This window comes from Pseudomonas sp. 51_B, assembly GCF_017491595.1.
Taxonomy (GTDB): domain Bacteria; phylum Pseudomonadota; class Gammaproteobacteria; order Pseudomonadales; family Pseudomonadaceae; genus Aquipseudomonas; species Aquipseudomonas promysalinigenes.
Map to the genome: position 1 here is coordinate 18,119 of NZ_JAFGYW010000009.1, position 24,071 is coordinate 42,189.

The window sequence follows — 24,071 nt, forward strand, 5'->3', positions numbered from 1 at the left end:
CCTGTAGCTACATCCGCCAGTGCGCCAGTGCAGGCACCGATGCACGATCAGGCCTGCATCAATCGCTCGACCAACCCTGCCGTATAACCTGGTAACCCGGCGAAATCTCGCGCGCATAACAGTAACCGCCGCTTGGCCCAGTCCTCTCGCAGCGCTACCCAGTTCATCGGCAGTACCCCCTGCCAGCGCTTTACCGATGCCAGCGGCACCACGCCAATGCCGGCGCCACCTGCGACCATGCGAATTACCCCGTCAAACCCTTCGGCCCGCACCCGTACCTGCATGCGCCGGCCTTCGCGCAGCGCCTGTTCTTCCAAATACAACGCCAAGGCACTGTTGGCCCCCAGCCCAACATGACCATGGGCAAGGGAGTCGACGAAGCTCGGTGCAGGCGCTTCGCTGAGGGGGTGGCCCGGCGGTGTCACCAACACCAGCGGATCATCACGAAATGGCAAGGTCTGCAGATGCGCGCTGGGGGCTGCGGTAGAAATGACGCCCAGATCAGCCATGCCCTGGGTGATCGACTGCACGATACGCAGGCTCGGCAGCTCTTGCACGTCGATGCCGAGCCCTGGGTTGTCGGCAAGGTAGCTGGCCAGCAGCTCTGGCAGGTACTCGGTCAAGGCAGCGGTGTTGCACAGCAGCCGCACCTGGCCTTGCTGGCCCCCGGCATATTGGGCCAGGTCGAACTGCAGGCGCTCGACCTGTTGGGCGATCTGCCGTGCATGTTGCAACAGCGCCTGCCCGGCGGACGTGGGCTGAACGCCACGGCGGTTGCGCTCAAGCAAAGCGGTGCCGAGAGAGGCTTCCATGGCACGGATGCGGGCACTGGCCGCTGGCAGCGACAGATGGCTGCGGCAGGCGCCGGCGGTGATGTTGCCGCACTCGACGGTATGCTGGAAAAGCCGAAGGTCGATCAGGTCGAAATGCATCTGCCTCTGTCCTGGCGAGAGTCTGGCTGAGTATATGGCAGATTTTCAGTTCCACCGCTGCGCTTCATCATGGCGGCCATGGAGACTTTGCTTGCTTTCTACCAGCACATAGGCCCGGCGTTGACGCTGCTGGTGGTCAGCACCTTCCTGCTGGCCGGTGCCGTCAAAGGTGTGATTGGCCTGGGCCTGCCGACCATCGCCATGGGCCTGCTAGGGCTGGCTATGTCACCGGCGCAGGCTGCAGCGCTGTTGATCGTTCCATCTACGCTCACCAACCTCTGGCAGCTCGCTACCGGCGGCCATCTGCGAGTGCTGTTGCGCAGGCTAGGGCCGATGCTGGTGATGATTTTCGTCGGTACATTGCTCGGCAGTGCCTGGGTGGGTATCAACAGCGGGCCATGGGCGGTGCATGCGCTGGGCGCGGCGCTGGTGATTTATGCACTGCACGGGTTGGCAGGCCCGGCCTTGCGCGTGGCGCCGGAGCGGGAAGGGTGGCTGGGCCCGATTTGCGGGCTAGTGACAGGCCTAGTCACTGCGGCCACTGGCGTATTCGTGATGCCGGCGGTGCCTTACTTGCAGAGCCTGGGCCTGAGCCGCGACGAGATGATTCAGGCGTTGGGCCTGTCATTCACGGTTTCGACCCTCGCTCTGGCCGCTGGCCTGGCCGGGCAGGATGCCTTGGGTGGGCAAGCGCTGGGGGCTTCGCTGCTGATGCTGGCGCCGGCGCTGCTAGGCATGTTTGCCGGGCAGTGGCTGCGCCAACGCATCAGTGCGGCGCTGTTCAAGTATTGCTTCTTCATCGGCCTGGCCGCGCTGGGCGGCCATTTGCTGCTCAACGGTTAGCGGACGAGGGGCTGAGCATCACGATCGGCTGGATGTCGAAATCGCGCTCAAGGTAGTCCATGCGCTTGTCGAAGAACTCGACCATGTGCGGCAGGGCCGAGTGCACGTCCAGCGCCGCCTTGTCGGCCCACACCTCATAGAACACGAACAGGCTAGGGTCTTGCTGGTCGCGCAGCATGTGGTATTCGATGCAGCCAGGCTCCTGGCGGCTTGGCTCGACGTAGGCGCGGAACAGGGTTTCGAAGGCTTCGGCCATTTCCGGGCGGGTCTTGGCCTTGAGGATGAACGCGTGCTGCTCGCTCATGGATCGGTGCTCCCAAGTAATTGATGTATCCATTCTACGGCAACAATACCCATTGCATTGTTGACTTGAGATCAATTGTATTTTGCCGCGCGCCTGCTGTATCCCGCGCTCGCGGGCCATTAATGTGCCGGTCATTCCTTTATGACCCGAGGCCCAGCATGAAAAATATCTTACTGCTCAACGGCGGCAAACAGTTCGCGCACTCCGACGGCCGTCTCAATCAGACCCTGCACGACGCCGCGCTGGCCCACCTGGACAGTGCCGGTTTCGATGTACAGCAGACGTTCATCGACGGTGGCTATGACGTCCAGGCCGAAGTGCAAAAATTCCTCTGGGCCGATGTGATCATCTACCAGATGCCGGGCTGGTGGATGGGCGCGCCGTGGATCGTGAAAAAGTACATCGACGAAGTTTTCACCGCCGGCCACGGTAGCCTTTATGCCAACGACGGTCGTACCCGTTCCGACCACTCGCAAAAGTACGGTAGCGGTGGTTTGCTGCAGGGCAAGCAGTACATGCTGTCGCTGACCTGGAATGCGCCGCAGCAGGCATTCGACGACCCTAGCGATTTCTTCGAAGGCAAAGGTGTGGATGCGGTGTACTTCCCGTTCCACAAGGCCAACCAGTTCCTGGGCATGACCGGCCTTGCGACCTTCCTGGCGGTGGATGTGATGAAGCGCCCGGATGTACCGGCAGCGTTGGCGGCGTATGAAGCGCATCTGGACAACGTGTTCGGCAAGGCTATCTAATCCCTGCATGGTTCACCTACAGGCGCTCAAGTGAAGACCCGCTCAGAAGAACTTCAGGTATTCGTCGCTGTGATCGACTGCGGTTCGATCTCCGCTGCTGCCGAGCAGATGGGCCAGACCCCGTCTGCCGTCAGCCGCACGTTATCGCGCCTTGAGGCCAAGCTCGGCACCACCCTGGTCAACCGCACCACACGGCGGATGGACCTCACCGAAGAGGGCCGCTTCTTCCTCGAGCGTTCGCGCCGGGTACTGGAGCAGATGGACGAGATGGAAGAGCGCCTGTCGATGCATCACCAGACTCCCTCAGGGCGGCTGCGCATCAACGCCGCTGCACCGTTCATGCTGCATGCCATCCTGCCCTGGATCGGTGAGTTTCGTCGCCAGTACCCCGGCATCGAACTGGAACTGAACACCGACGACCTGATCATCGACCTGCTGGAGCAGCGTACCGACGTGGCCATCCGTATCGGTGAACTGGCTGACTCCAGCCTGCATGCGCGCTCGCTTGGCTGCAGCCCTGTGCAGGTATTGGCAAGCCCTGACTACTTGCAGCGGCATGGCACCCCAAAGACCGTCGAGGATCTGAGCAACCATTGCCTGCTGGGCTTCAGCCAACCAGAGACGCTCAACCAGTGGCCCTTGCGTCATGCCCAAGGTGATCGGTGGAGCATCCGCCCGGTCTTGCTCGCCTCCAGCGGCGAAACCTTGCGCCAGCTTGCACTGGACGGGCAAGGGATCGTCGCCTTGTCGCACTTCATGACCCATGAAGACATCCGCACTGGCCGCCTCAAGGTACTGCTCAGCGAGGCCAGCAATGGCTATCGCCAACCGATCCACGCGGTGTATTACCGCAATACGCAGTTGGCCCTGCGTATCCAGTGCTTCCTGGACTTCATTCAGCGCAAGTTGGCGATGTACGCCTGCTGAGTTGCCTGAACGCGACATATCCTGCCCGAAGGCGGCGAAACTTCCTGCGCCCGATTGCACAGTTCGAGCGCTTCGGCCTTACTGAGTGCTCGACAAAAACAACACCAAGGAAGTGTCATGCGTATTGTCCCGTTTCAGTACCTGGCTCTGGCAGCCGCGATCCTGAGCTGTTCCTCTACTTATGCCGCTACCCTGGAAGGCGGTGCGGTTGCTGCGCCCGATCAATATGGCGCACAGGTAGCCGCCGACATTCTCAAGAAAGGTGGCAACGCGGTGGATGCAGCCGTGGCCACTGCCTTCACGCTGGCGGTGACCTACCCCGAAGCAGGTAACATCGGTGGTGGCGGTTTCATGACCCTGTTCGTCGACGGCAAACCTTACTTCCTCGACTACCGCGAAGTGGCGCCCAAGGCAGCCACGCGCAATATGTACCTGGACGACAAAGGCGAGGTGATCGAGAACCTGAGCCTGGTGGGCGCGCGCGCAGCGGGTGTGCCCGGTACGGTGATGGGGCTGTGGGAGGCTCACCACAAGTTCGGCAAGTTGCCTTGGAGCGAGCTGCTGACGCCGGCCATCGGCTATGCGAAGAATGGTTTCAAGGTTGCAGAAAAGCAGTACCAGTACCGCAACGATGCCCAAGGCATGTTCAAGACGGCGACCAACTTCAACGATTATTTCGGCAACATGAAAGTTGGGGAGTTGTTCAAGCAGCCGGAGATGGCCCAGACCTTGGAACGCATCGCCGATAAAGGCGTGAGTGAGTTCTACCAAGGCAAGACCGCTGACCTGCTGGTGGCGCAGATGCAGGCTGACAAAGGCCTGATCACCAAACAAGACCTCATGGACTACAAGGCCGTATGGCGCGACCCGATCGCCATCAGCTGGCGCGGCAATGTGGTGTACACAGCCCCTCCGCCCAGCTCGGGCGGGGTAGCGTTGGCACAGTTGCTGGGCATCAAGGAAGACCGAGCGGCAGACTTCAAAGGCGTGGCGCACAACTCTGCGCAGTACATTCACCTGCTAGCGGAGATCGAGAAGCGGGTATTCGCCGACCGTGCCGACTATCTCGGCGACCCGGCCTTCAGTAAAGTCCCAGTGAACCAACTGGTGGCTAAGGACTATCTGGCCAAGCGCGCTGCACAGGTCAACCCCAAAGCCATCTCTGCGACTGACGAGGTCAAGCCCGGTTTGGAGCCGCACCAAACCACGCATTTCTCGATCGTCGACAAGCAGGGCAACGCTGTCAGCAATACCTATACCCTCAACCTCGATTACGGCAGTGGCGTAGTGGTCAAAGGCGCGGGCTTCCTGCTCAACGACGAAATGGACGACTTCAGCGCCAAGCCTGGGGCTGCCAACGCTTTTGGCGTCGTGGGCGGTGACGCCAACGCCATTGCGCCGGGCAAACGCATGCTCTCGTCGATGAGCCCAAGCCTGATGACCCGTGACGGCAAGGTTGAGCTGGTGATCGGTACCCCAGGGGGCTCACGCATCTTCACCTCTATCTTCCAGGTCATGAACAACCTGTACGACTATGGCATGCCGCTGCAAAAGGCCGTGGCGGCGCAGCGTGTGCACCATCAATTGCTGCCCAAGGACACCATCTATTTCGACAGCTATGCACCGCTGACCGGCGCAGTAGCTGATGAGCTGAAGAAGATGGGTTATGTCCTGGAGGATCAGGGCTGGGAGATGGGGGACATCCAGGCCATTCGGGTCAACGGGGCGCAGCTTGAAACGGCCTCGGACCCGCGTGGGCGTGGGGTGGGGATGATCGTCAAGTAACGCTGGGTGGGCTGTTTTGATGCTTTCGCGGGTAACCCCGCGAAAGCGATCTGAAGGTCAGACGCGGAACTGGCTGACCAGCGTCTGCAAGTGACCACCCAGGCGCGCCAGCTCGACGCTGGACGCTGCTGTCTCATCACTGGCCGCCGCAGTCTGTTCCGACACATCCCGCACATTGAGGATGCTGCGGCTGATTTCCTCGGCCACGGCGCTCTGCTGCTCGGCCGCCGCGGCAATCTGCTGGTTCATCGACTGGATGCTCGACACCGTGCTGGTGATGTTCTCCAGCGATGCCCCAGCTTTGCGCGCCAGTTCCACGCTGCTGTCGGTCAGTGTCCGGCTGCCCTGCATGGCATTGGCCACTTGCTGGGTACCATGCTGCAGGCCAGCGACCAACTCTTCGATCTCTTCGGTGGACTTTTGCGTGCGCTGGGCCAGGCCGCGCACTTCGTCGGCCACTACTGCGAACCCGCGGCCGGCCTCACCGGCACGAGCGGCTTCGATCGCTGCGTTGAGCGCCAGCAGGTTGGTCTGCTCGGCGACCGACTTGATCACATCCATCACGCTGCCGATCTTCTGGCTTTCCTGCTGCAGCAGGTTCATGGCCTCGGTGGAACGGTGCACTTCCTCAGCCAAGCGTTCGATCTGGCTGATGGCCTCACCGACCACACGGTCACCAGCACGGGCCTCGCCATCGGCACCGGTGGCCGCCTGCGAGGCTTGCTCTGCGTTGCGCGCCACTTCCTGAACAGTGGCGGCCATTTCATGCATGGCGGTGGCGACCTGGTCGGTTTCGACCTTCTGGCTGTTGGCGCCGGCGCTGGTCTGTTCGGTCACCGCCGACAGCTCTTCGGCGGCACTGGCGATCTGAGTGACGCCGTCGCGGATGCCACTGATCAGCTCGCGCAGGGTTGTTCCCATGCGCGCGATGCCTTGTTGCAGGGCTCCCAGCTCGTCACGGCGAGTGACTCGCAGTTCATGGGTCAGGTCGCCACCGGCAATGCGCTCCACAGCTTGCAGGGTATCGCGCAACGGGCGGGTGATCTGCCGGGTGATGACCACTGCAGCAATTACCCCCGCCAACAATGCCAGCAGCGTGGCGATGATCTGCAGGCTGCGTGCCTGTGCGCTTTCGGCGTCGCGGCGCTCAAGCTGGATTTGGTACAGCGCGTCACTGCGCTTGACGATGTCGGCGCCCTGAACCGTCATTTCCGCACGGGCCACCGTGATCGCTGCGACCGCATCACGGAACTGGCGCACGGCATCGCGGTACGCCAACACGGCCTGTTCGAACTGCTGCACACGAGCCCCTTCGGCGGGCAGCTGAAGCTTGAGCGTCTCGATGTTGGCCAGCGAGCCTTCCAACTGCCGCAGGGCGGCTTGCTCGTTGCTGGCCGTGTTCTCGGCGATGTAGCCACGCACATCGATGCGCACCTGCAGCAATTGCTGGCGCGCCTTGCTGATCAGCTGATACTGAGCCAGGCGTACGCTGTCCGCTTCGGGGCGCGACATCACCTCTTGGCTCAGGGCATCCATGGCCTCATCGGCCCGGGTTGCCGACACATCCATGGCCTTGCGGGCCGCCAGCGAGCTGTCGTAGCCGGCGCGCATCTTGCTCAGCGATACCTTGTACTCGCTGATGGTCTGCCCCAGCGCCTTGAGGAGTTCGACGTTGGCTGGGCTTGTGAAGGTGGTTGCCAGGTAGGCCTGCTGTTTGCTGAACACATCCAGTTTGGCTTGGGTGTTGGCAGCAGCAGCATCATCGCCGTTGGCGATCATGTATTGCAGGCGCGCTACGCGCAGGTCGGTCAGGTCCTTGTTGAGCTGGCCGATGTCGCCCATCCAGTTGCTGCGGTCGATCAGGCTGCCCAGGCTGGTCCAGCCGGTCAAGGCCAGTAGGCCGGTAAGAACCAGCACCAGGCCAAAGCCTAGGCCGAGTTTAAGGTTGACGCTGATATTGGCAAACCAGCTATTCATGCACGCTCTCCAGAAAATTCATACGCTCACTTGATCTTCGATCGCAGGGCGTTGTTGTTCTGGGGCCTGCTGAATCGTGCAGGGGTTATCGGCACGCGGAGGGTAAAGCTGAATCGCTTTTTCAGTTGATTTCGAGTCGGGGCCGACAGGCGGCGGCCCCACCTCTTAGAGGCTGCGTGCGCTGAAAGTATCGCAGCTGTTGACATCGCCCTGGGCGAACCCGGTTTTGAACCAACGCACGCGCTGCGCCGAGGTGCCATGGGTGAACGAGTCGGGCACCACGCGGCCCTGGCCCTGCTGTTGCAGCCGGTCATCGCCAATGGCATTGGCGGCGTTGAGGGCCTCGTCGACATCCCCGGGTTCGAGCCAGTTCAGCCGCTTCTGGGCCTGGTACGCCCACACCCCAGCCAGGCAGTCTGCCTGCAATTCCTGGCGCACCAGCAGGCCGTTGTCACCCTCCATGCGTTGGCCGCTGCGCCGCGCAGCATCGACTTTGGCCGAGACGCCCAAGAGGGTTTGCACATGGTGGCCGATCTCGTGTGCGATGACGTAGGCCTGAGCAAAATCACCGGCTGCCGCGAAGCGAGTCTCCATTTCACGGAAGAACGACATGTCCAGGTATACCCGTTGGTCCGCTGGACAGTAGAACGGCCCGACGGCTGCTGAAGCAAAGCCGCAGGCAGAATTGACCTGCCCGCTGAACAGAACCAGCTTAGGGTCGCGGTATTGTTTGCCGGCCTGAGCGAACAAGGCTTTCCAAGTGTCCTCGGTGTCACCCAGGATCGAGGCGACGAATTGCGCCTGCTCGTCATTGGCAGGCGGCGCTTTGCCACCGGCCCCGCTAGGTGCGGCCTGGTGCTGCTGTTGCTCCATTTGCCCTGTGAGCTGGCCAAGAATCTGCAGCGGGTCCTGGCCGGTCAGCCAGCCGATGCCGACGATCAACAGTATCGCCCCCAGCCCCAACCCTTTGCCGCCGCCAAAGCGCATACCGCCGCCGCCACCGCCTTCGCCCCGAGCATCGACCACATTGTCGCTGCGCCGGCCTTTTCGCCATTCCATTAAGTGCTCTCCAGAGCTTGAAACATGGGGACAAAGAATAGATCAGTTGGAGCCAAGTCTCTAATGCATAACCATTTGGTTATGTATGGGGCGGCTGATTTCAATATTCATCTGGGCTCACCTATCAGAAACTGCAAGTCCGCCTGCCGTGTACAGGCGTTTTCATAATTCCAAGAGAGGAATCCGGCATGCCCGCCCAGGACAACAGCCGCTTCGTGATCCGTGATCGCAATTGGCACCCAAAGGCACTGACGCCCGACTACAAGACGTCCATCGCCCGCTCGCCGCGCCAGGCACTGGTTAGCATTCCACAGTCGATCAGCGAAACCACCGGCCCGGACTTTTCCCATCTGGGCTTCGGTGCCCACGACCACGACCTGCTGCTGAACTTCAATAATGGCGGCCTGCCGATCGGTGAGCGCATCATCGTCGCCGGCCGTGTGGTCGACCAATACGGCAAGCCGGTTGCCAACACGCTGGTAGAAATGTGGCAAGCCAACGCCGGCGGCCGCTATCGTCACAAGAACGACCGTTACCTGGCCCCATTGGACCCCAACTTTGGTGGCGTCGGTCGCTGCCTGACCGACCGTGACGGCTACTACAGCTTCCGTACCATCAAGCCGGGCCCATACCCATGGCGCAATGGCCCGAACGATTGGCGCCCGGCGCACATTCACTTCGCCATCAGCGGCCCATCGATCGCCACCAAGCTGATCACTCAGTTGTACTTCGAGGGCGATCCGCTGATCCCGATGTGCCCGATCGTCAAGTCGATCGCCAACCCCCAAGCCGTACAGCAGTTGATCGCCAAACTCGACATGAGCAGCGCCAACCCGATGGACTGCCTGGCGTACCGCTTCGACATCGTGCTGCGCGGCCAGCGCAAGACCCACTTCGAAAACTGCTGAGGACCCCGTCATGCCTATCGAACTGCTGCCGGAAACCCCCTCGCAAACCGCCGGCCCTTACGTGCACATCGGTCTAGCCCTGGAAGCGGCTGGCAACCCGACCCGTGACCAGGAAATCTGGAACCAGATGGCCAAGCCCGATGCCGCGGGTGAGCACATTCTGCTGATTGGCCATGTCTACGACGGCAATGGTCACCTGGTGCGCGATTCGTTCCTGGAACTGTGGCAAGCCGACGCCAGCGGCCAATACCAGGATGCCTACAACCTGGAAAACGCCTTCAACAGCTTCGGCCGCACCGCCACCACCTTCGATGCCGGTGAGTGGACCGTGCAGACGGTCAAGCCGGGTGTGGTGAACAATGCCGCAGGCGTGCCGATGGCACCGCACATCAACATCAGCCTGTTCGCTCGCGGGATCAACATACACTTGCACACGCGCTTGTACTTCGACGATGAGGCCGAGGCCAACGCCAAGTGCCCAGTGCTCAACCTGATCGAGCAGCCCCAGCGCCGTGAGACGCTGGTGGCCAAGCGTTGCGAGGTAGATGGCAAGACGGCGTATCGCTTCGATATCCGTATTCAGGGAGAAGGGGAGACCGTCTTCTTCGACTTCTGAATGATGGTTGGGGGCCCTGAGGGGCCCTCAACGTTTCATTGGTCAGCGCCGCACCAGCAGCACACCGCTTTCCATGTGGTGGGTATACGGGAACTGGTCGAACAACGCACACCGCTCGATGCGGTGGGTGTCCTGCAACTGCGCGATGTTTGCCGCCAGGGTTTCAGGGTTGCACGAAATGTACAGGATCCTTTCGAAGCGCCGGGTCAGCTCACAGGTATCTGGGTCCATGCCTGCCCGTGGCGGGTCGACGAACACGGTGCCGAAGTCGTAGCTTGCAAGGTCGATCCCTTCCAGGCGGCGGAACGGGCGCACACCATTGAGCGCTTGGGTCAGCTCTTCTGCCGACAGGCGCACCAGCTTCACGTTATCCACAGCGTTTTCGTCAAGGTTGCTCAGTGCGGCATTGACCGACGTCTTGCTGATTTCGGTGGCCAGTACCTGGCGAACGCGAGTGGCCAGCGGCAGAGTGAAGTTGCCGTTGCCGCAATACAGCTCCAGCAGATCATCATCACGCTCGCCCATGGCCTCGAAGGCCCAGCTCAGCATCTTCTGGTTCACCGCGCCGTTGGGCTGGGTGAACGCGCCTTCCGGTTGGCGGTAACTGAACACGCGCCCGGCGACCTCAAGCTGTTCCACCGCATAGTCGCGGCCTATGACCAGGCGCTTGCCCTTGGAGCGGCCGATCAGGCTCACCCCTAGCTCATCGGCCAGCTGGCGAGCGGCTACTTCCCAGGCTTCGTCCAGTGGGCGGTGGTAGCACAGGGTGACCATGGCATCGCCGGCCAGGGTAGTGAGGAACTCGACCTGGAACAGGCGGTTACTCAGCGTCTCGCTGGCTTGCCAGGCAGCCTTGAGCCTTGGCATCAGTGCGTTGATGCGCTGGCTGGCGATGGGGAAGTCGTCAATCAGGATTGCCTTGTGCTTTTCCCCTGGTGCGAACATCGCGTAGTGACGCTGGCCGTCCTCGCGCCACAGGCGAAATTCTGCGCGCAGGCGGTAATGCTCGCGGGGCGAGTCGAAAACGGCCGGCTCCGGTGCGCCAAACGGCGCCAGCAACTCACGCAGTCGGGCGACTTTGCCCTGGAGCTGGGTGTCGTAGACGGTGGGATCGAAGGCAGCACTCATGCGTTGAACCAGCCCAGCTTGATAACGAACAGGATGGAGAGGATCACCAGGGCTGGGTTCAGGTCGCGGTGGCGGCCAGAGATCAGCTTCACGGCAGTCCAGGCGATGAAGCCGAAAGCGATGCCGTTGGCGATCGAATAGGTCAGCGGCATGGCCAGGGCGGTCACTACCACCGGGGCGGCCTCGGTGACGTCGTCCCAGTTGATCTCCGCCAGGCCCGAGGCCATCAGCACGGCAACGAACAGCAGCGCTGGGGCCGTGGCGAAGGCCGGTACGCTACCGGCCAGCGGGGCGAAGAACAGCGCCAGCAGGAACAGAATGGCGACCACGATGGCGGTAAGGCCAGTGCGGCCCCCAGCGCTCACGCCAGCAGCGGATTCGATGTAGCTGGTGGTGGTCGAGGTGCCCAGCAGGGACCCGGCCATGGCGGCGGTGCTGTCGGCGATCAGGGCACGGCCCATCTTCGGCATGTGGCCGTCCTTGCCCATCAGGCCGGCACGCTTGGCCACGCCGATCAAGGTTCCGGAGTTGTCGAACAGGTCGACGAACAAGAAGGCAAAGATCACGCTCACCAGGCCCACGTCCAGGGCGCCCTTGATGTCCAGCTGCAGGAAGGTCGGCGCCAGTGAGGGCGGCATCGAAACCACGCCGCCGAACGGCGTTACACCCATCAAGATCGCGGCGATGGTCACGGCCAGAATGCCGATCAACACCGCACCACGCACTTTCAGCGACTCAAGGCCGACGATCAGGAAAAAGCCCAGAGTCGCCAGAATGGGTGCCGGCTGCTTGAGGTCGCCCAGGCCAACCAGGGTTGCCGGGTTATCGACGACGATGCCCGCATTGTGCAGGGCAATGAGCGCCAGAAACAGCCCGATACCTGCGGCGATCGCTGAGCGCAGGGGCAGTGGAATGCTGTTAACGATCCACTCGCGTATGCGAAAAATCGACAACAGGAAGAACATCACCGCCGAGAGAAACACCGCCCCCAGTGCCACCTGCCAGGTGTGGCCCATGTGCAGCACCACGGTGTAGGTGAAGAATGCGTTCAGGCCCATGCCCGGCGCCAGAGCGATCGGGTAGTTGGCGATCAGCCCCATGGTGGTCGAGCCGATGGCGGCCGCCAGGCACGTGGCGACGAAGATCGCGCCTTTGTCCATGCCGGTCTCGCCGAGGATGCTCGGGTTGACGAACAGGATGTAGGCCATGGCCAGGAAGGTGGTGACGCCCGCAAGAATCTCGGTGCGCACGTTGGTGTTGTGTGCTCTTAGTTGAAACAGCCTTTCCAGCATGCCCGCTCCCAGGGCGCCCTAGCGCCGTGAATGTATCGACCCCATCAGCAAAGCACAGACCGTAGCCGATGCCGTGGTTTTGTGTGGGGCGCAAAAAAGCCGCGCATCATACCAGCATGCTCGGCAAGGGCCTATGGCCGTTGGGGAATGGATCATCTGTAGCCGGGCACGCTCAATCGCTGTGCAAGCGATCGCGGTTGGCCAGGGTCGGGAACAACTTTATCCACACCCCGGTCACCACCAAGGTGCCCACGCCCCCCAGTACCACTGCTGGCACGGTGCCGAACCAGTGCGCCGTTACCCCGGACTCGAACTCACCCAACTGGTTGGATGCACCGATAAACAGGCCATTGACTGCGCTTACCCGCCCGCGCATCTCGTCCGGCGTCTCCAACTGCACGAAAGCGCCACGGATGACCATGCTGATCATGTCTGCAGCGCCCAGAACCACCAGCACCGCCAGCGAGAACCAGAACGAGGTCGATAGGCCAAAGGCGATGGTTGCTACGCCGAATACCCCAACGGCGGTAAACATGGTGCGGCCCACCTTGCGCTCCACTGGAAAGCGCGCCAGCCACAGCGACATCAGCAGTGCCCCCACCGCTGGCGCCGAGCGCAGCAGGCCCAGGCCCCACGGGCCAGTCAGCAGGATGTCCTTGGCGAATACTGGCAGCAGTGCGGTGGCGCCACCGAGCAGCACGGCGAACAGATCCAGCGAAATGGCGCCGAGGATGTCAGGCCGGCTGCGGATGAAACGGATGCCCGCCAGGAGTGACTCAATGCTGGCGCGCCCACGCTGAGGCACCTGCTGGCGCGAATTCAGGGTCAACATCAACAGGCAGGCAACGGCGTACAGGGCAACGGTAGGGCCATATACCCAGATGCTGCCGAATGCATACAAAAAGCCGCCCACGGCCGGGGCGACGATGGTCGCTGCCTGGGTCGCCGAGGCCGAGGCAGCCACTGCCCGTGGAAACAACCCTGGCGGCACGACATTGGGCAGCAATGCCTGGGTTGCCGGCATCTCGAACGAGCGGGTGGCACCGAGCAGGAACGCCAGGGCGAAAATCAGTTCACGGCTGACGTTGTCTGTAGCACTGCCCACGGCCAATGCCAGGGCGATCAGCCCCTGCAAACTCTGGCACAGCGCCGCGACCCTACGTCGGTCGTATCGATCGGCTACGTGCCCGGTATGCAGCATGAACAGCACTCGTGGCGCGAACTCCACCAGGCCGACGAGCCCAAGGTCGAGCACATTGCCAGTGAGCTGGTAGAGGTGCCAGCCGATGGCCACCGTGAGCATTTGAAAGCCACTAGCCGTGAACACGCGAGCCAGCCAGAAGGCGATGAAAGGGCGGTGATGACGCAACAACTGCGGCGCTGAATCGGGCATCGGCAACCTGTCGGGCTCGGCGTAGTGGGGGGAGCGCAGCGTATCATCTGATTGTAACAAGCAGTTACTGTTTGCCGTGATCGGCATGTTTCCAGGCTTTGAGGAAGAGGGTGAGGCAACCGGCCACGCGGCAAACCACCGCACCGCCATGCGCGCTATTGAGGGCTATGCTTTGTAACGAAGGTTGACCTGGATCAATCGTTCCAGATGCAACCAAAGGCCTTCGGGCCGCAATCCCTACGATCGAACCGAACAAATTCAACTTACCGCACTCGACAACCGTAGGGGCAGTGGGCGATAGGGCCACGAGCCTGCACGCCGGATCACCTGAAGAGGAAGCACCATGTTCGGAATAGAGGCGTTAGAACTCGCCCGAATGCAGTTTGCCTTTACCGTGTCGTTCCACATTCTGTTCCCGGCCATCACCATCGGCCTTGCCAGCTACCTGGCGGTTCTCGAAGGCTTGTGGTTGAGGACCAACAACCAGGTCTACCGAGACCTCTATCATTTCTGGTCGAAGATCTTCGCCGTCAACTTTGGCATGGGCGTGGTATCCGGCCTGGTGATGGCTTATCAGTTCGGCACCAACTGGAGCCGCTTCTCCGACTTTGCCGGTGCTGTCACCGGCCCACTGCTGACCTACGAAGTGCTGACCGCTTTCTTCCTGGAGGCGGGCTTCCTTGGTGTGATGCTGTTCGGCTGGAACCGCGTCGGCCGGGGCCTGCACTTCTTTTCCACGGTCATGGTGGCGCTGGGTACGCTGGTATCGACCTTCTGGATCCTGGCCTCCAACAGCTGGATGCAGACGCCGCAAGGCCACGAGATCATCGATGGCCGGGTGGTGCCAGTGGACTGGCTCGCAGTGGTATTCAACCCATCATTCCCTTATCGGCTGATGCATATGGCCACCGCTGCGTTCGTTTCCACCGCCTTCTTCGTCGGTGCTTCAGCGGCATGGCACCTGTTACGTGGGCGGGACAACCCGGCGCTGCGCAAGATGCTGTCGATGGCCATGTGGATGGCCTTGGTGGTTGCACCCATCCAGGCAGTGATCGGTGACTTCCATGGCCTGAACACCCTCAAGCACCAGCCGGTGAAGATCGCCGCCATCGAAGGCCATTGGGAGAATGTGCCTGGTGAGCCGACCCCACTGATCTTGTTCGGCATCCCGGACATGAAAGCCGAAACCACTCACTTCAAGCTTGAAATACCGGCGTTGGGCAGCTTGATTCTGACCCACAGCCTGGACAAGCAAGTACCGGCGATGAAGGAGTTCGCGCCTGAAGATCGGCCCAATTCGACCATCGTGTTCTGGTCGTTCCGGGTGATGGTAGGCCTTGGCTTGCTGATGATCGTCGTCGGCCTGTGGAGCCTGTGGCTGCGCAAGCGCGGCACGCTCTATACCTCCCGGCCGTTCCTGTACGTGGCACTGTGGATGGGGCCATCTGGGTTGATTGCGTTGCTGGCAGGCTGGTTCACCACCGAGATCGGTCGCCAACCGTGGGTGGTCTATGGGCTGCTGCGTACCGCCGATGGGGTTTCGAACCACAGTTATGCACAGCTTGGCTTCACTTTGATTGCCTTCGTGGTGGTGTATTTCGCGCTCTTCGGTACAGGCCTGGGCTATATGATGCGCCTGGTGCGTAAAGGCCCGCGCACTGGCGAAGGTGACGAGCAGAACCCCGGTGGCCCTGGCACCAAACGCACGCCGGCACGGCCTTTGTCTGCCGCCGATGATGGCCACGAGGCCAATACTGCCAGCCTGAGCAAGGGGAACTGAGCCATGGGTATCGACCTTCCGCTGATCTGGGCCGTGATCATCATCTTCGGGGTGATGATGTACGTGGTGATGGACGGCTTCGACCTGGGTATCGGCATGCTCTTTCCCTTCGTCAAGGGCGAGCAGGACCGCGATGTAATGATGAATACCGTCGCCCCCGTCTGGGACGGCAACGAAACCTGGTTGGTGCTGGGCGGCGCCGGGTTGTTCGGCGCCTTCCCGATGGCCTACGCGGTGGTGCTCGAAGCGCTGTACCTGCCGTTGATACTGATGCTGATCGGGTTGATTTTCCGCGGCGTGGCCTTCGAGTTCCGGTTCAAGGCCACCGACGAAAAACGTCATATCTGGGACAAGGCGTTCATCGGCGGGTCCCTGGTAGCCACCTTCTTCCAGGGCGTGGCACTGGGGGCCTTTCTCGAAGGGTTCAAGGTGGTCGACCGGCATTTTGCCGGGGGGACGCTGGACTGGCTAACGCCGTTCAGCCTGTTCTGTGGCCTTGGCCTGATCGTCGCCTACACGCTGCTGGGCTGCACCTGGCTGATCATGAAGACCGAGGGTGATCTGCACCTGCGCATGACCTACCTGGCCCGACCACTGGCACTGGTGCTGCTGGCGGTGATCGGTATCGTCAGCCTGTGGACGCCAATGGCTTATCCGCAGATCGCCGATCGCTGGTTCAGCATGCCCAACCTGCTGTGGTTCATGCCGGTGCCATTGCTGGTGCTGGTGACGTTCTACGGCCTGCTCAAGGCGGTGGCGCGCAAAGCTCATTACACGCCGTTCCTGCTGACTCTGGTACTGATTTTCCTCGGCTACAGTGGCCTAGGTATCAGCTTGTGGCCGCACATCATCCCGCCTTCGATCAGTATCTGGGATGCTGCCGCACCGCCGCAGAGTCAGAGCTTCATGCTGGTAGGTACCTTGTTCATCCTGCCGTTCATTCTGATGTACACCTTCTGGAGTTATTACGTGTTCCGCGGCAAGGTGTCACACGCAGACGGCTACCACTAGAGGGGGCCCATGATGAGCGGTAAACATGGCTTGCAAGAGAAAAAGCCGTTGTGGCAGCGGTTGGGTTGGCTGGTACTGATCTGGGCGCTGAGCGTGGCCGCGTTAGGCCTGGCAGCCTGGGTGATGCGGTTGTTCATGGCCGCAGCCGGGCTTACCACGCATTGACAGCCCAAGTGCGCGTGGCGCCCTTGTCGCGGCACGAGGCCGCTAGCTCAGCGAGCCTCGGCTGCGTTATTTGCGGGCTTTGAGAATCACGAATTTCGGGGTGGCTGCAACCTGTTCCACACCTCGGAACAGCCGCGCCAGCTTGCTGTGATAGCCCAAGTGGCGGTTGCCGACGATGTACAACGCACCGCCCACCACCAGCGCCTCGCGCGCCTGCTGGAACATGCGCCAGGCCAGGAAGTCGCCCACCACCTGTTGTTGATGGAATGGTGGATTGCACAGCACAACATCCAGCGACTGCTTTTCCACCCCGGCCAGGCCGTCTGCCGGCAACACCGTGACCGGTCGTTGACCCAACGCCGCTTGCCAGTTCTCCTGCGCCGATTGCACCGCCATGTACGACTCGTCCACTAAGGTGAACTGCGCGTCCGGGTTGGCCAAGGCGCAGGAGATGGCCAGCACACCATTACCGCAGCCCAGGTCAGCCACGCGGGCATTACCAAGGTTACGCGGCAAGTGCGGCAGGAAAGCGCGGGTGCCGATGTCCAGGCCCTCGCGGCAGAACACGTTGGCATGGTTGAGCAGTTCCAGTGCCGGCGCGTCGAGCAGATAGCGAGTTGGGTAGGGTGATTTGGCCACTGGGCGGTCAGCGACCGTGGCGGTCAACAGGCGGGCCTTTTTCTGCGCCAGCGACGCTTGTACCGGCCCGATGTACTTTTCCATCAGGTCACCAGCGGCGCGCGGCAGGTGCTTGATCATCGCGCCAGCCATTACCTGGGCATCAGGGGCCAGATGGCCCTGCAAACGGATCAATTGTTCTTCGAGCAGCGCCAGGGTCTTGGGCACCCGCACCAGCACTCTATCGAACGGGCCTTGCCATTGTGCGCTGGCTGGCACGAACGGCACGCTGTCGAAAGCCTTGCCATTATTGGCAAGGTTCTTCTCCAGCGCCATGCGGGCCAGGTGCGAGTCGCCACTGCTGACCACTGTCAGTTGCCCGGCCAGGCTAACTGCCAGTGCGCCGAAGCTGTCGTTGAGTACCAGCACCCGGCTGCTAGCCTGCAGGTTCTGTGCATGCAGCTGCTCGAGCAGGTACTGATCGGCGGCATCGAAGGCCTGCAACGGGTCATTGGCTTGGTCCGGCTGGCGGATCAGGTCGAGTTCGGCATAGGGGGTGGTGAACAGGGGCATGGCGTCTGGCTCAGGTACGAATCTGCCCAGGGCGGTTCGCCATGAGCTTTGCTGCGCGATTCTACAGAGGTTTGACTGCGGCCGCAGGCCCGGCTATTGATCGATCAGGCCGCGCATCATGGCGATGGCGATTGCGCCGGCCTTGTTGGCTGCGTTGGTCTTGGTGATAACGCTGCGAATGTGAAAATTCACTGTGCTTTGCGATAGGGAAAGGATACAGGCTACATCGGCGGCAGTTTTGCCGGCTGCCGACCACTTCAGCACCTCGATTTCGCGCTCGCTCATCTTCAGCGGCGCACTGAGCTTGGCCAGGTGGTACTCGCTGATGATGGCATGCAGGGTATGGCATAACCACTGCACCTTGCCCGCCTTGTCGTACAGCTCGCTGATGCTGACTTCACCCAGCGGCCGGCAGACGCTCAGCTGGCTTTCATTGTGCTGTGGGTCGTGCACCGACTGTGTCCAACCGTGTCGCAGTCCATAAGCACAGGCGAGCTCTCGAAAATGGGGCACCTCGCGGTAGAGGTCGTCGGTCCAGATGACCGGCATGGTCGAGCTATGGCTCTGGGTTGCAGCGGCGTCCTGTTTGTAGAAGTCGTCGCGCTGACAGCATTCGATCCAGTCCGCAGGGTAATTGCTATAGAGGTAGATCCGGGGGGATTGTGCAGCGAGTTGAATACGAACCCTAAGGCCTATGAACTCCATGCCCATGTCCTGAGTCAGGTGCACCGCAAGGTCAAACACCTTGTGAGGGGTACTTTCGCTGACCAGCCTGTGTAAATGTTCATGGTTCCATTGAAGCATCATTGCTTCTCCCTTGGATCCTGTCCCGGTGTTGACACATGAAAAGATTGTAGGAAAAGACTCAGCAGCGCGTTAGGCTTTTTTCTATACTCACGGGCTGGTTTCATGAAAAAACCGACGAATGCCAATCGGTAGCCCTACACTCCAGCGGTTTTTATTGGCGCCGCTTTGCGCGACACTGGGCGCATGCTATCGATGGAGCCCGCAATGACCGCCAGTGCCGACAAGTTTACCCACCAGACCCTGCTGAACGTTCAGCCGCTGACGCCGAACCTGTTCAGCCTGCGGGTAACGCGTGATCCAGGGTTTCGCTTTCGCGCCGGCCAGTTCGCCCGCCTCGGGGTGACCAAAGCCGATGGCAGCGTGGTCTGGCGTGCCTATTCGATGGTCAGTGCCCCCCATGACGAATACCTGGACTTCTTCTCCATCGTGGTGCCGGGCGGGGAGTTCACCAGCGAACTGAGCCGCCTGGGCGAGGGCGACACGCTGATGATCGACCGTCAGGCGTTCGGCTACCTGACGCTCGACCGCTTTGTCGGCGGTCGCGACCTGTGGCTGCTGGCAACCGGTACCGGTATTGCGCCGTTCATGTCCATCCTGCAGGACTTCGAGGCCTGGGAGCGCTTCGACAACATCAAGCTGGTGTACTCGGTGCGCGAAGCCAATGAGCTGGCATACGTTGAAGCAATTGCCGGGCTCGAGCAGCGTGATTACCTGGCGGAATTCGCTGGCAAACTGCAGTTCATTCCGGTGGTCACCCGCGAGCAGCACCCTGGCGCGTTGAATGCGCGCATCACTACGCTGATCGAGAGCGGTGAGTTGGAAAAGGCAGCGGGGCTCGCGTTTTCTCCAGAGCATTCGCGCATCATGCTGTGCGGCAACCCCGAGATGATCGACGAGACGCGCAAGGTGCTCAAGGCGCGTGACCTGCAACTGAGCTTGAGCCGGCGGCCAGGGCAGGTGGCGGTGGAAAACTACTGGTGAGATTCAGGGGCCGCAGCGCGGCCCCCGCTGTTTTCAGGGCAGGCGGTTCTGGTTCTGCGCCTTGAGCAAGTCGCGGATTTCGCTCAGCAGGGTTTCCTGCGGCGTGGGCGCCGGCGGTGCGCTGGGGGCTACGGCTTCTTCGCGCTTGAGACGGTTGATCACCTTCACGCCCATGAAGATCGCAAAGGCGACGATCAGGAAGTCGATCACGGTCTGGATGAACTTACCGTAGGCCAGCACCACAGCTGGCACGTCACCTTCGGCGGCCTTGAGGGTAATCGCCAGGTCGCTGAAATCGACGCCGCCGATCAGCAGCCCCAGTGGCGGCATGATCACATCCCCAACGAACGAGGAGACGATCTTGCCGAAGGCCGCGCCGATGATGATACCGACCGCCATGTCGACGACATTTCCTTTGACCGCGAAGGCCTTGAACTCACTGAGCATGCCCATGTTTGATTCCTTGTAACAAATGGTGAGGTTAACGCAGTGTAAGCCACTTGATGCCTTCATGCGTTGGCTTCAGGGGTAGTGACTGCGGTTAGAACGAATAGTTTTGTCGCATCCGCAGCCGTTCGAGACACATCACCGTCGGCTATGATGGCGGTTTTTTCCAGGAGACCCTGCCCAATGGCCAAGGCCAAGCGTTTGTATGGCTGCACCGAGTGCGGCGCGACCTTCCCCAAGTGGGCCGGCCAGTGCGCCGACTGCGGGGCCTGGAATACCCTGGTCGAGACCATGATCGAAAGTGGCGGCGCTGCGGCCCCAAGTGGCCGTGCCGGCTGGACCGGGCAACAAGCCCAGATCAAGACCTTGGCTGAAGTCAGCGTCGAAGAAATTCCGCGCTTCACCACCAGCAGCACCGAACTGGACCGCGTACTCGGCGGCGGCCTGGTCGATGGTTCGGTGGTGCTGATTGGCGGTGACCCGGGCATTGGTAAATCGACCATCTTGCTGCAGACGTTATGCAACATTGCGGTGGGCATGCCGGCGTTGTACGTCACCGGTGAAGAGTCGCAGCAGCAGGTGGCCATGCGCTCACGGCGCTTGGGCTTGCCCCAGGACCAGCTCAAGGTGATGACCGAGACCTGCATCGAAACCATCATCGCCACCGCTCGGGTAGAAAAGCCCAGGGTCATGGTGATCGACTCCATCCAGACCATTTTCACCGAGCAGTTGCAGTCTGCCCCCGGCGGAGTGGCTCAGGTGCGTGAAAGCACGGCGCTGCTGGTGCGTTATGCCAAGCAGAGCGGTACGGCGATCTTCCTCGTTGGCCATGTCACCAAGGAAGGTTCGCTGGCCGGGCCGCGGGTGCTCGAGCATATGGTCGATACCGTGCTGTATTTCGAAGGCGAGTCCGACGGCCGCCTGCGCCTGCTGCGGGCGGTCAAGAACCGCTTCGGCGCAGTCAACGAGCTGGGCGTATTCGGCATGACCGACCGCGGCCTGAAAGAGGTGTCGAACCCTTCGGCGATTTTCCTCAATCGCACCCAGGAAGAGGTACCCGGCAGTGTGGTGATGGCCACTTGGGAAGGGACTCGGCCGATGCTGGTAGAGGTGCAGGCCCTGGTCGATGACAGTCACTTGGCCAACCCGCGGCGGGTCACCCTTGGCCTTGACCAGAACAGGTTGGCCATGTTGCTGGCTGTCTTGCATCGCCACGGGGGTATACCCACCCATGACCAGGACGTGTTTCTCAATGTGGTTGGTGGGGTGAAAGTGCTGGAGACGGCTTCGGACCTGGCGTTGCTCGCGGCGGTGATGTCCAGCCTGCGTAACCGGCCTTTGGCCCACGGCCTGCTGGTATTCGGCGAGATTGGCTTGTCTGGGGAGGTCCGGCCTGTGCCCAGTGGCCAGGAGCGCCTGAAAGAAGCGGCCAAGCACGGCTTCAAACGTGCCATCGTGCCCAAGGGCAATGCGCCCAAGGAGCCGCCTGCAGGTTTGCAGGTAATCGCCGTGACCCGGCTGGAACAGGCCCTGGATGCCTTGTTCGAATAAATGAAAAAGGGGCCGACGATGCGCATCGGCCCCCCACCTCAACGCTCAGTCAGCGCTCAATGTTCGGCAACCGCCGTGCGCCTGGGCGCCTGGTTACCGTGCTCGTCCAGCTCCATTACCGGCACTTCGTTGCCATCGGCATCGAACAACTTGCCATCCTTGAAGAAGTCACCATCGCGCAGGCACGAGATGTCCGAGTACTGGATGGTGCGTTCGTAGGCAGCGGCGAATACCGACTGATTCTCCGAATTGCCCGTCTTGAAGTGGTTGAACAGCAGGTTCAGCAGGATCGCCATGATTGCCGCCGAGCTGATGCCCGAGTGGAAGATGGTCTCGAACCAGTTGGGGAACTGGTGATAGAAGGTGGGTGCAGCGATCGGGATCATGCCAAAGCCCAGGGAGGCGGCGACGATGATCAGGTTGACGTTGTTCTTGTAGTTGACCTTGGACAGGGTGCGGATACCACTGGCTGCCACGGTGCCGAACAGGACGATGCCCGCGCCACCCAGTACCGGGGTCGGTACCGCCGCGATCACCCGGCCCATCACCGGCAGCAGGCCCAGCACTACCAGGATCACGCCACCGGTGGCGACCACGTAGCGGCTCTTGACGCCGGTCACTGCCACCAGGCCGACGTTCTGGGCGAAGGCGCTTTGGGTGAACGACCCGAAGATCGGCGCCAGAATGCTCGACGCCATGTCGGCACGCAGGCCGTTGCCCAGGCGTTTGGAATCGACCTTGGTGTCGATGATTTCACCCACCGCGAGAATGTCGGCCGAGGTTTCCACCAAGGTCACCATGATCACGATGCACATCGACAGGATCGCCGCGATGTGGAACTCCGGCATGCCGAAGTGGAATGGCGTAGGGAAGGCGAACATCGGGCCTTCGCTGACCTTGCTGAAATCGGTCATGCCCAAGGCCCAGGCGATCAATGTGCCGACTACCATCGCTAGCAGGATCGACAGGCGCGAGATGGTTGCACTGCCCAGCTTGCTCAACACCAGCACGATGGCGAAGGTAAGGCCGGCCAGGCTGATGTTCGCCACGCTGCCGAACTCTGGTGAGGCGCTGTTACCGCCCATCACCCAGCGTGCCGCGACCGGCATCAGGGTCAGGCCGATGGTGGTGATGACGATGCCGGTCACCAGCGGCGGGAAGAACTTGGTAATGCGCGAGAACACTGGGGTGATCAGCAAGCCGATCAGCGATGCCGCCATGACGGCGCCCAGCACGCCTGGCAGCCCACCGCCGCCCTCGCTGCTGAGGATAGCCCCCATTGTGGCCACGCCAGCGAACGATACGCCCTGAACCAGCGGTAACTGGCAGCCGAAGAACGGAATGCCCAGCGTCTGCAGCAGCGTCGCAAGGCCCCCAGCGAACAGCGAGGCGGCGATCAGCATGCCAATTTCCGCACCGTTCAGGCCAGCGGCCTGGCCCAGGATCAGGGGTACCGCAACGATCCCGCCATACATGGTCAGCACATGCTGCAGACCATAGGCCATATTGGCGCCAAGCCCGAGGTATTCATCCTCAGGGCGCTTGGCGGGAGACGTGCTAGGGGACGTAGTCATGGAGCAGGCTCTCTGTTTTTTTGTTGTGGCGCTACTGTAGACAGTTCCCGCAAATCATTGCTACATAAATTGTATACAATATTTTGATCGGAGAGCGAACAGCGGCCCGGCAATGTGTGCAAGAAAGCAATGCAGGTCGCGTACCAACTTAGTAAAAGCGGGGCTAGAGGGGTGTGTACAAAAAGCTTGTACCCAGGCAGAAAGCTGTCTGGGTAGACAAGAAACACTGGGTGGGTAGGCTGTTAGCTAGCTAAGAGATTTCATTATTCGATAAGTTCGCGCAGCTCACGCATCATTTCGGTGCTGTCGGCCAGGTTCAGTTCCACAAGACGGTGCAAGTGAGTCATGGATTCGACGTCGATGTACAAACACACGAAGCCTAACCGCCGAGGCTCTTCGTGGCGCAGTTCCACCTGCATCTGTACTCGGTTGTGGGGGTCGAGGTGAATGATGGCGTCGAAGTCCTGAGTGAGGTCGGCATCCCAAGGTTGCGGGCATTCGACCAGCAAGCCTTTGAGCGACAGATCGATCAGTTTCACCGGCCAACGGCGGTCGCCCTGGCGCAGTTCGGTCGGTGCGTCGAAGTCGATGCGCAGAAAACGGCGTCGTTCGTCGTGATGCTGCATGGGCAAGCCCTCCGAGGTGCATGCT

At 61.3% G+C, this 24,071-nt stretch carries 23 protein-coding genes; 11 read left to right on the forward strand and 12 right to left on the reverse strand.

From position 1 onward, the window contains the following. Positions 1 to 47: 47 nt before the first annotated feature. On the reverse strand, positions 48 to 932 hold the full coding sequence (locus J5M56_RS12395) for a LysR substrate-binding domain-containing protein (RefSeq protein WP_186477399.1): 885 nt from the start codon (positions 930 to 932) through the stop codon (positions 48 to 50). Positions 933 to 1,010: 78 nt separating this feature from the next. On the opposite strand from J5M56_RS12395, the gene J5M56_RS12400 reads away from it, so the two are divergent. Then, positions 1,011 to 1,775 (forward strand): sulfite exporter TauE/SafE family protein, encoded by a 765-nt coding sequence (locus J5M56_RS12400; RefSeq protein WP_207937014.1) that lies wholly within the window; start codon positions 1,011 to 1,013, stop codon positions 1,773 to 1,775. Here the strand turns inward: J5M56_RS12400 and J5M56_RS12405 are convergent. Then, entirely contained in the window at positions 1,765 to 2,079 is a 315-nt protein-coding gene (locus tag J5M56_RS12405; protein WP_207937015.1) for a putative quinol monooxygenase, read from the reverse strand. The genes J5M56_RS12400 and J5M56_RS12405 overlap by 11 nt on opposite strands. A 158-nt stretch (positions 2,080 to 2,237) precedes the next feature. On the opposite strand from J5M56_RS12405, the gene J5M56_RS12410 reads away from it, so the two are divergent. The 3 genes from J5M56_RS12410 to ggt all read left to right on the forward strand — a co-directional run bounded on the left by J5M56_RS12410 (position 2,238) and on the right by ggt (position 5,540). Further along, the gene (locus J5M56_RS12410) at positions 2,238 to 2,828 is read left to right on the forward strand and encodes an NAD(P)H-dependent oxidoreductase (protein WP_186477402.1); all 591 of its coding nucleotides are present in this window, start codon (positions 2,238 to 2,240) and stop codon (positions 2,826 to 2,828) included. Between the two features lie 30 nt (positions 2,829 to 2,858). Further along, on the forward strand, positions 2,859 to 3,755 hold the full coding sequence (locus tag J5M56_RS12415) for a LysR family transcriptional regulator (RefSeq protein WP_207937016.1): 897 nt from the start codon (positions 2,859 to 2,861) through the stop codon (positions 3,753 to 3,755). A 117-nt stretch (positions 3,756 to 3,872) separates the two neighbouring features. Beyond that, positions 3,873 to 5,540 carry a gamma-glutamyltransferase gene (gene ggt, locus J5M56_RS12420; RefSeq protein WP_060478498.1) on the forward strand — a complete coding sequence of 556 codons (1,668 nt, stop codon included), beginning with the start codon at positions 3,873 to 3,875 and terminating at the stop codon, positions 5,538 to 5,540. A 57-nt stretch (positions 5,541 to 5,597) separates the two neighbouring features. Here the strand turns inward: ggt and J5M56_RS12425 are convergent, their stop codons facing one another. After that, positions 5,598 to 7,517, reverse strand: a complete 1,920-nt coding sequence (locus J5M56_RS12425) for a methyl-accepting chemotaxis protein (RefSeq protein ID WP_207937017.1) — start codon at positions 7,515 to 7,517, stop codon at positions 5,598 to 5,600. Between the two features lie 165 nt (positions 7,518 to 7,682). Beyond that, entirely contained in the window at positions 7,683 to 8,576 is an 894-nt protein-coding gene (locus J5M56_RS12430; RefSeq protein ID WP_207937019.1) for a neutral zinc metallopeptidase, read from the reverse strand. A gap of 188 nt (positions 8,577 to 8,764) precedes the next feature. On the opposite strand from J5M56_RS12430, the gene pcaH reads away from it, so the two are divergent. Continuing rightward, on the forward strand, positions 8,765 to 9,484 hold the full coding sequence (gene pcaH / locus J5M56_RS12435) for a protocatechuate 3,4-dioxygenase subunit beta (RefSeq protein WP_060478501.1): 720 nt from the start codon (positions 8,765 to 8,767) through the stop codon (positions 9,482 to 9,484). A gap of 10 nt (positions 9,485 to 9,494) precedes the next feature. Beyond that, entirely contained in the window at positions 9,495 to 10,100 is a 606-nt protein-coding gene (gene pcaG / locus J5M56_RS12440) for a protocatechuate 3,4-dioxygenase subunit alpha (protein WP_186477405.1), read from the forward strand. Positions 10,101 to 10,142: 42 nt separating this feature from the next. On the opposite strand, the gene trmA is transcribed toward pcaG, so the two are convergent. The 3 genes from trmA to J5M56_RS12455 all read right to left on the reverse strand — a co-directional run bounded on the left by trmA (position 10,143) and on the right by J5M56_RS12455 (position 13,913). Next, the gene (gene trmA, locus J5M56_RS12445; RefSeq protein ID WP_207937021.1) at positions 10,143 to 11,228 is read right to left on the reverse strand and encodes a tRNA (uridine(54)-C5)-methyltransferase TrmA; all 1,086 of its coding nucleotides are present in this window, start codon (positions 11,226 to 11,228) and stop codon (positions 10,143 to 10,145) included. Next, entirely contained in the window at positions 11,225 to 12,520 is a 1,296-nt protein-coding gene (locus J5M56_RS12450; RefSeq protein WP_060478504.1) for an NCS2 family permease, read from the reverse strand. Before J5M56_RS12450 ends, trmA begins: the two co-directional genes overlap by 4 nt. Before the next feature lie 172 nt (positions 12,521 to 12,692). Continuing rightward, positions 12,693 to 13,913 carry an MFS transporter gene (locus tag J5M56_RS12455; protein ID WP_207937023.1) on the reverse strand — a complete coding sequence of 407 codons (1,221 nt, stop codon included), beginning with the start codon at positions 13,911 to 13,913 and terminating at the stop codon, positions 12,693 to 12,695. 343 nt (positions 13,914 to 14,256) lie between these two features. On the opposite strand from J5M56_RS12455, the gene J5M56_RS12460 reads away from it, so the two are divergent. The 3 genes from J5M56_RS12460 to J5M56_RS12470 are packed head-to-tail and all read left to right on the forward strand — an operon-like array spanning position 14,257 to position 16,869. Beyond that, complete coding sequence (locus tag J5M56_RS12460) at positions 14,257 to 15,693, forward strand: cytochrome ubiquinol oxidase subunit I (protein WP_186477408.1); 1,437 nt, start codon at positions 14,257 to 14,259, stop codon at positions 15,691 to 15,693. A 3-nt stretch (positions 15,694 to 15,696) separates the two neighbouring features. Then, complete coding sequence (cydB, locus tag J5M56_RS12465) at positions 15,697 to 16,704, forward strand: cytochrome d ubiquinol oxidase subunit II (protein WP_060478507.1); 1,008 nt, start codon at positions 15,697 to 15,699, stop codon at positions 16,702 to 16,704. A 9-nt stretch (positions 16,705 to 16,713) separates the two neighbouring features. Continuing rightward, positions 16,714 to 16,869, forward strand: coding sequence for a DUF2474 domain-containing protein (locus J5M56_RS12470; protein ID WP_186477409.1), 156 nt, complete (start codon positions 16,714 to 16,716; stop codon positions 16,867 to 16,869). A gap of 66 nt (positions 16,870 to 16,935) precedes the next feature. Here the strand turns inward: J5M56_RS12470 and J5M56_RS12475 are convergent, their stop codons facing one another. After that, entirely contained in the window at positions 16,936 to 18,060 is a 1,125-nt protein-coding gene (locus J5M56_RS12475; RefSeq protein WP_207937025.1) for a methyltransferase, read from the reverse strand. Positions 18,061 to 18,153: 93 nt separating this feature from the next. After that, entirely contained in the window at positions 18,154 to 18,864 is a 711-nt protein-coding gene (locus tag J5M56_RS12480) for an autoinducer binding domain-containing protein (RefSeq protein ID WP_207937093.1), read from the reverse strand. Positions 18,865 to 19,071: 207 nt separating this feature from the next. Here J5M56_RS12480 and J5M56_RS12485 point away from each other — a divergent pair, with 207 nt between their 5' ends. After that, a complete protein-coding gene (locus J5M56_RS12485) occupies positions 19,072 to 19,848 on the forward strand; it encodes a ferredoxin--NADP reductase (protein ID WP_207937027.1) in 777 nt (258 codons plus the stop codon). Positions 19,849 to 19,881: 33 nt separating this feature from the next. Here J5M56_RS12485 and mscL read toward each other — a convergent pair whose 3' ends face one another. Next, positions 19,882 to 20,301, reverse strand: a complete 420-nt coding sequence (gene mscL, locus J5M56_RS12490) for a large-conductance mechanosensitive channel protein MscL (RefSeq protein WP_060478511.1) — start codon at positions 20,299 to 20,301, stop codon at positions 19,882 to 19,884. Between the two features lie 177 nt (positions 20,302 to 20,478). Here mscL and radA point away from each other — a divergent pair, with 177 nt between their 5' ends. Next, on the forward strand, positions 20,479 to 21,846 hold the full coding sequence (gene radA / locus J5M56_RS12495; protein ID WP_054887132.1) for a DNA repair protein RadA: 1,368 nt from the start codon (positions 20,479 to 20,481) through the stop codon (positions 21,844 to 21,846). A 56-nt stretch (positions 21,847 to 21,902) separates the two neighbouring features. On the opposite strand, the gene J5M56_RS12500 is transcribed toward radA, so the two are convergent. Beyond that, entirely contained in the window at positions 21,903 to 23,420 is a 1,518-nt protein-coding gene (locus J5M56_RS12500) for a nucleobase:cation symporter-2 family protein (RefSeq protein ID WP_186477412.1), read from the reverse strand. Positions 23,421 to 23,683: 263 nt separating this feature from the next. Further along, on the reverse strand, positions 23,684 to 24,046 hold the full coding sequence (locus J5M56_RS12505; RefSeq protein WP_060478513.1) for a PilZ domain-containing protein: 363 nt from the start codon (positions 24,044 to 24,046) through the stop codon (positions 23,684 to 23,686). Between the last annotated feature and the right edge of the window lie 25 nt (positions 24,047 to 24,071).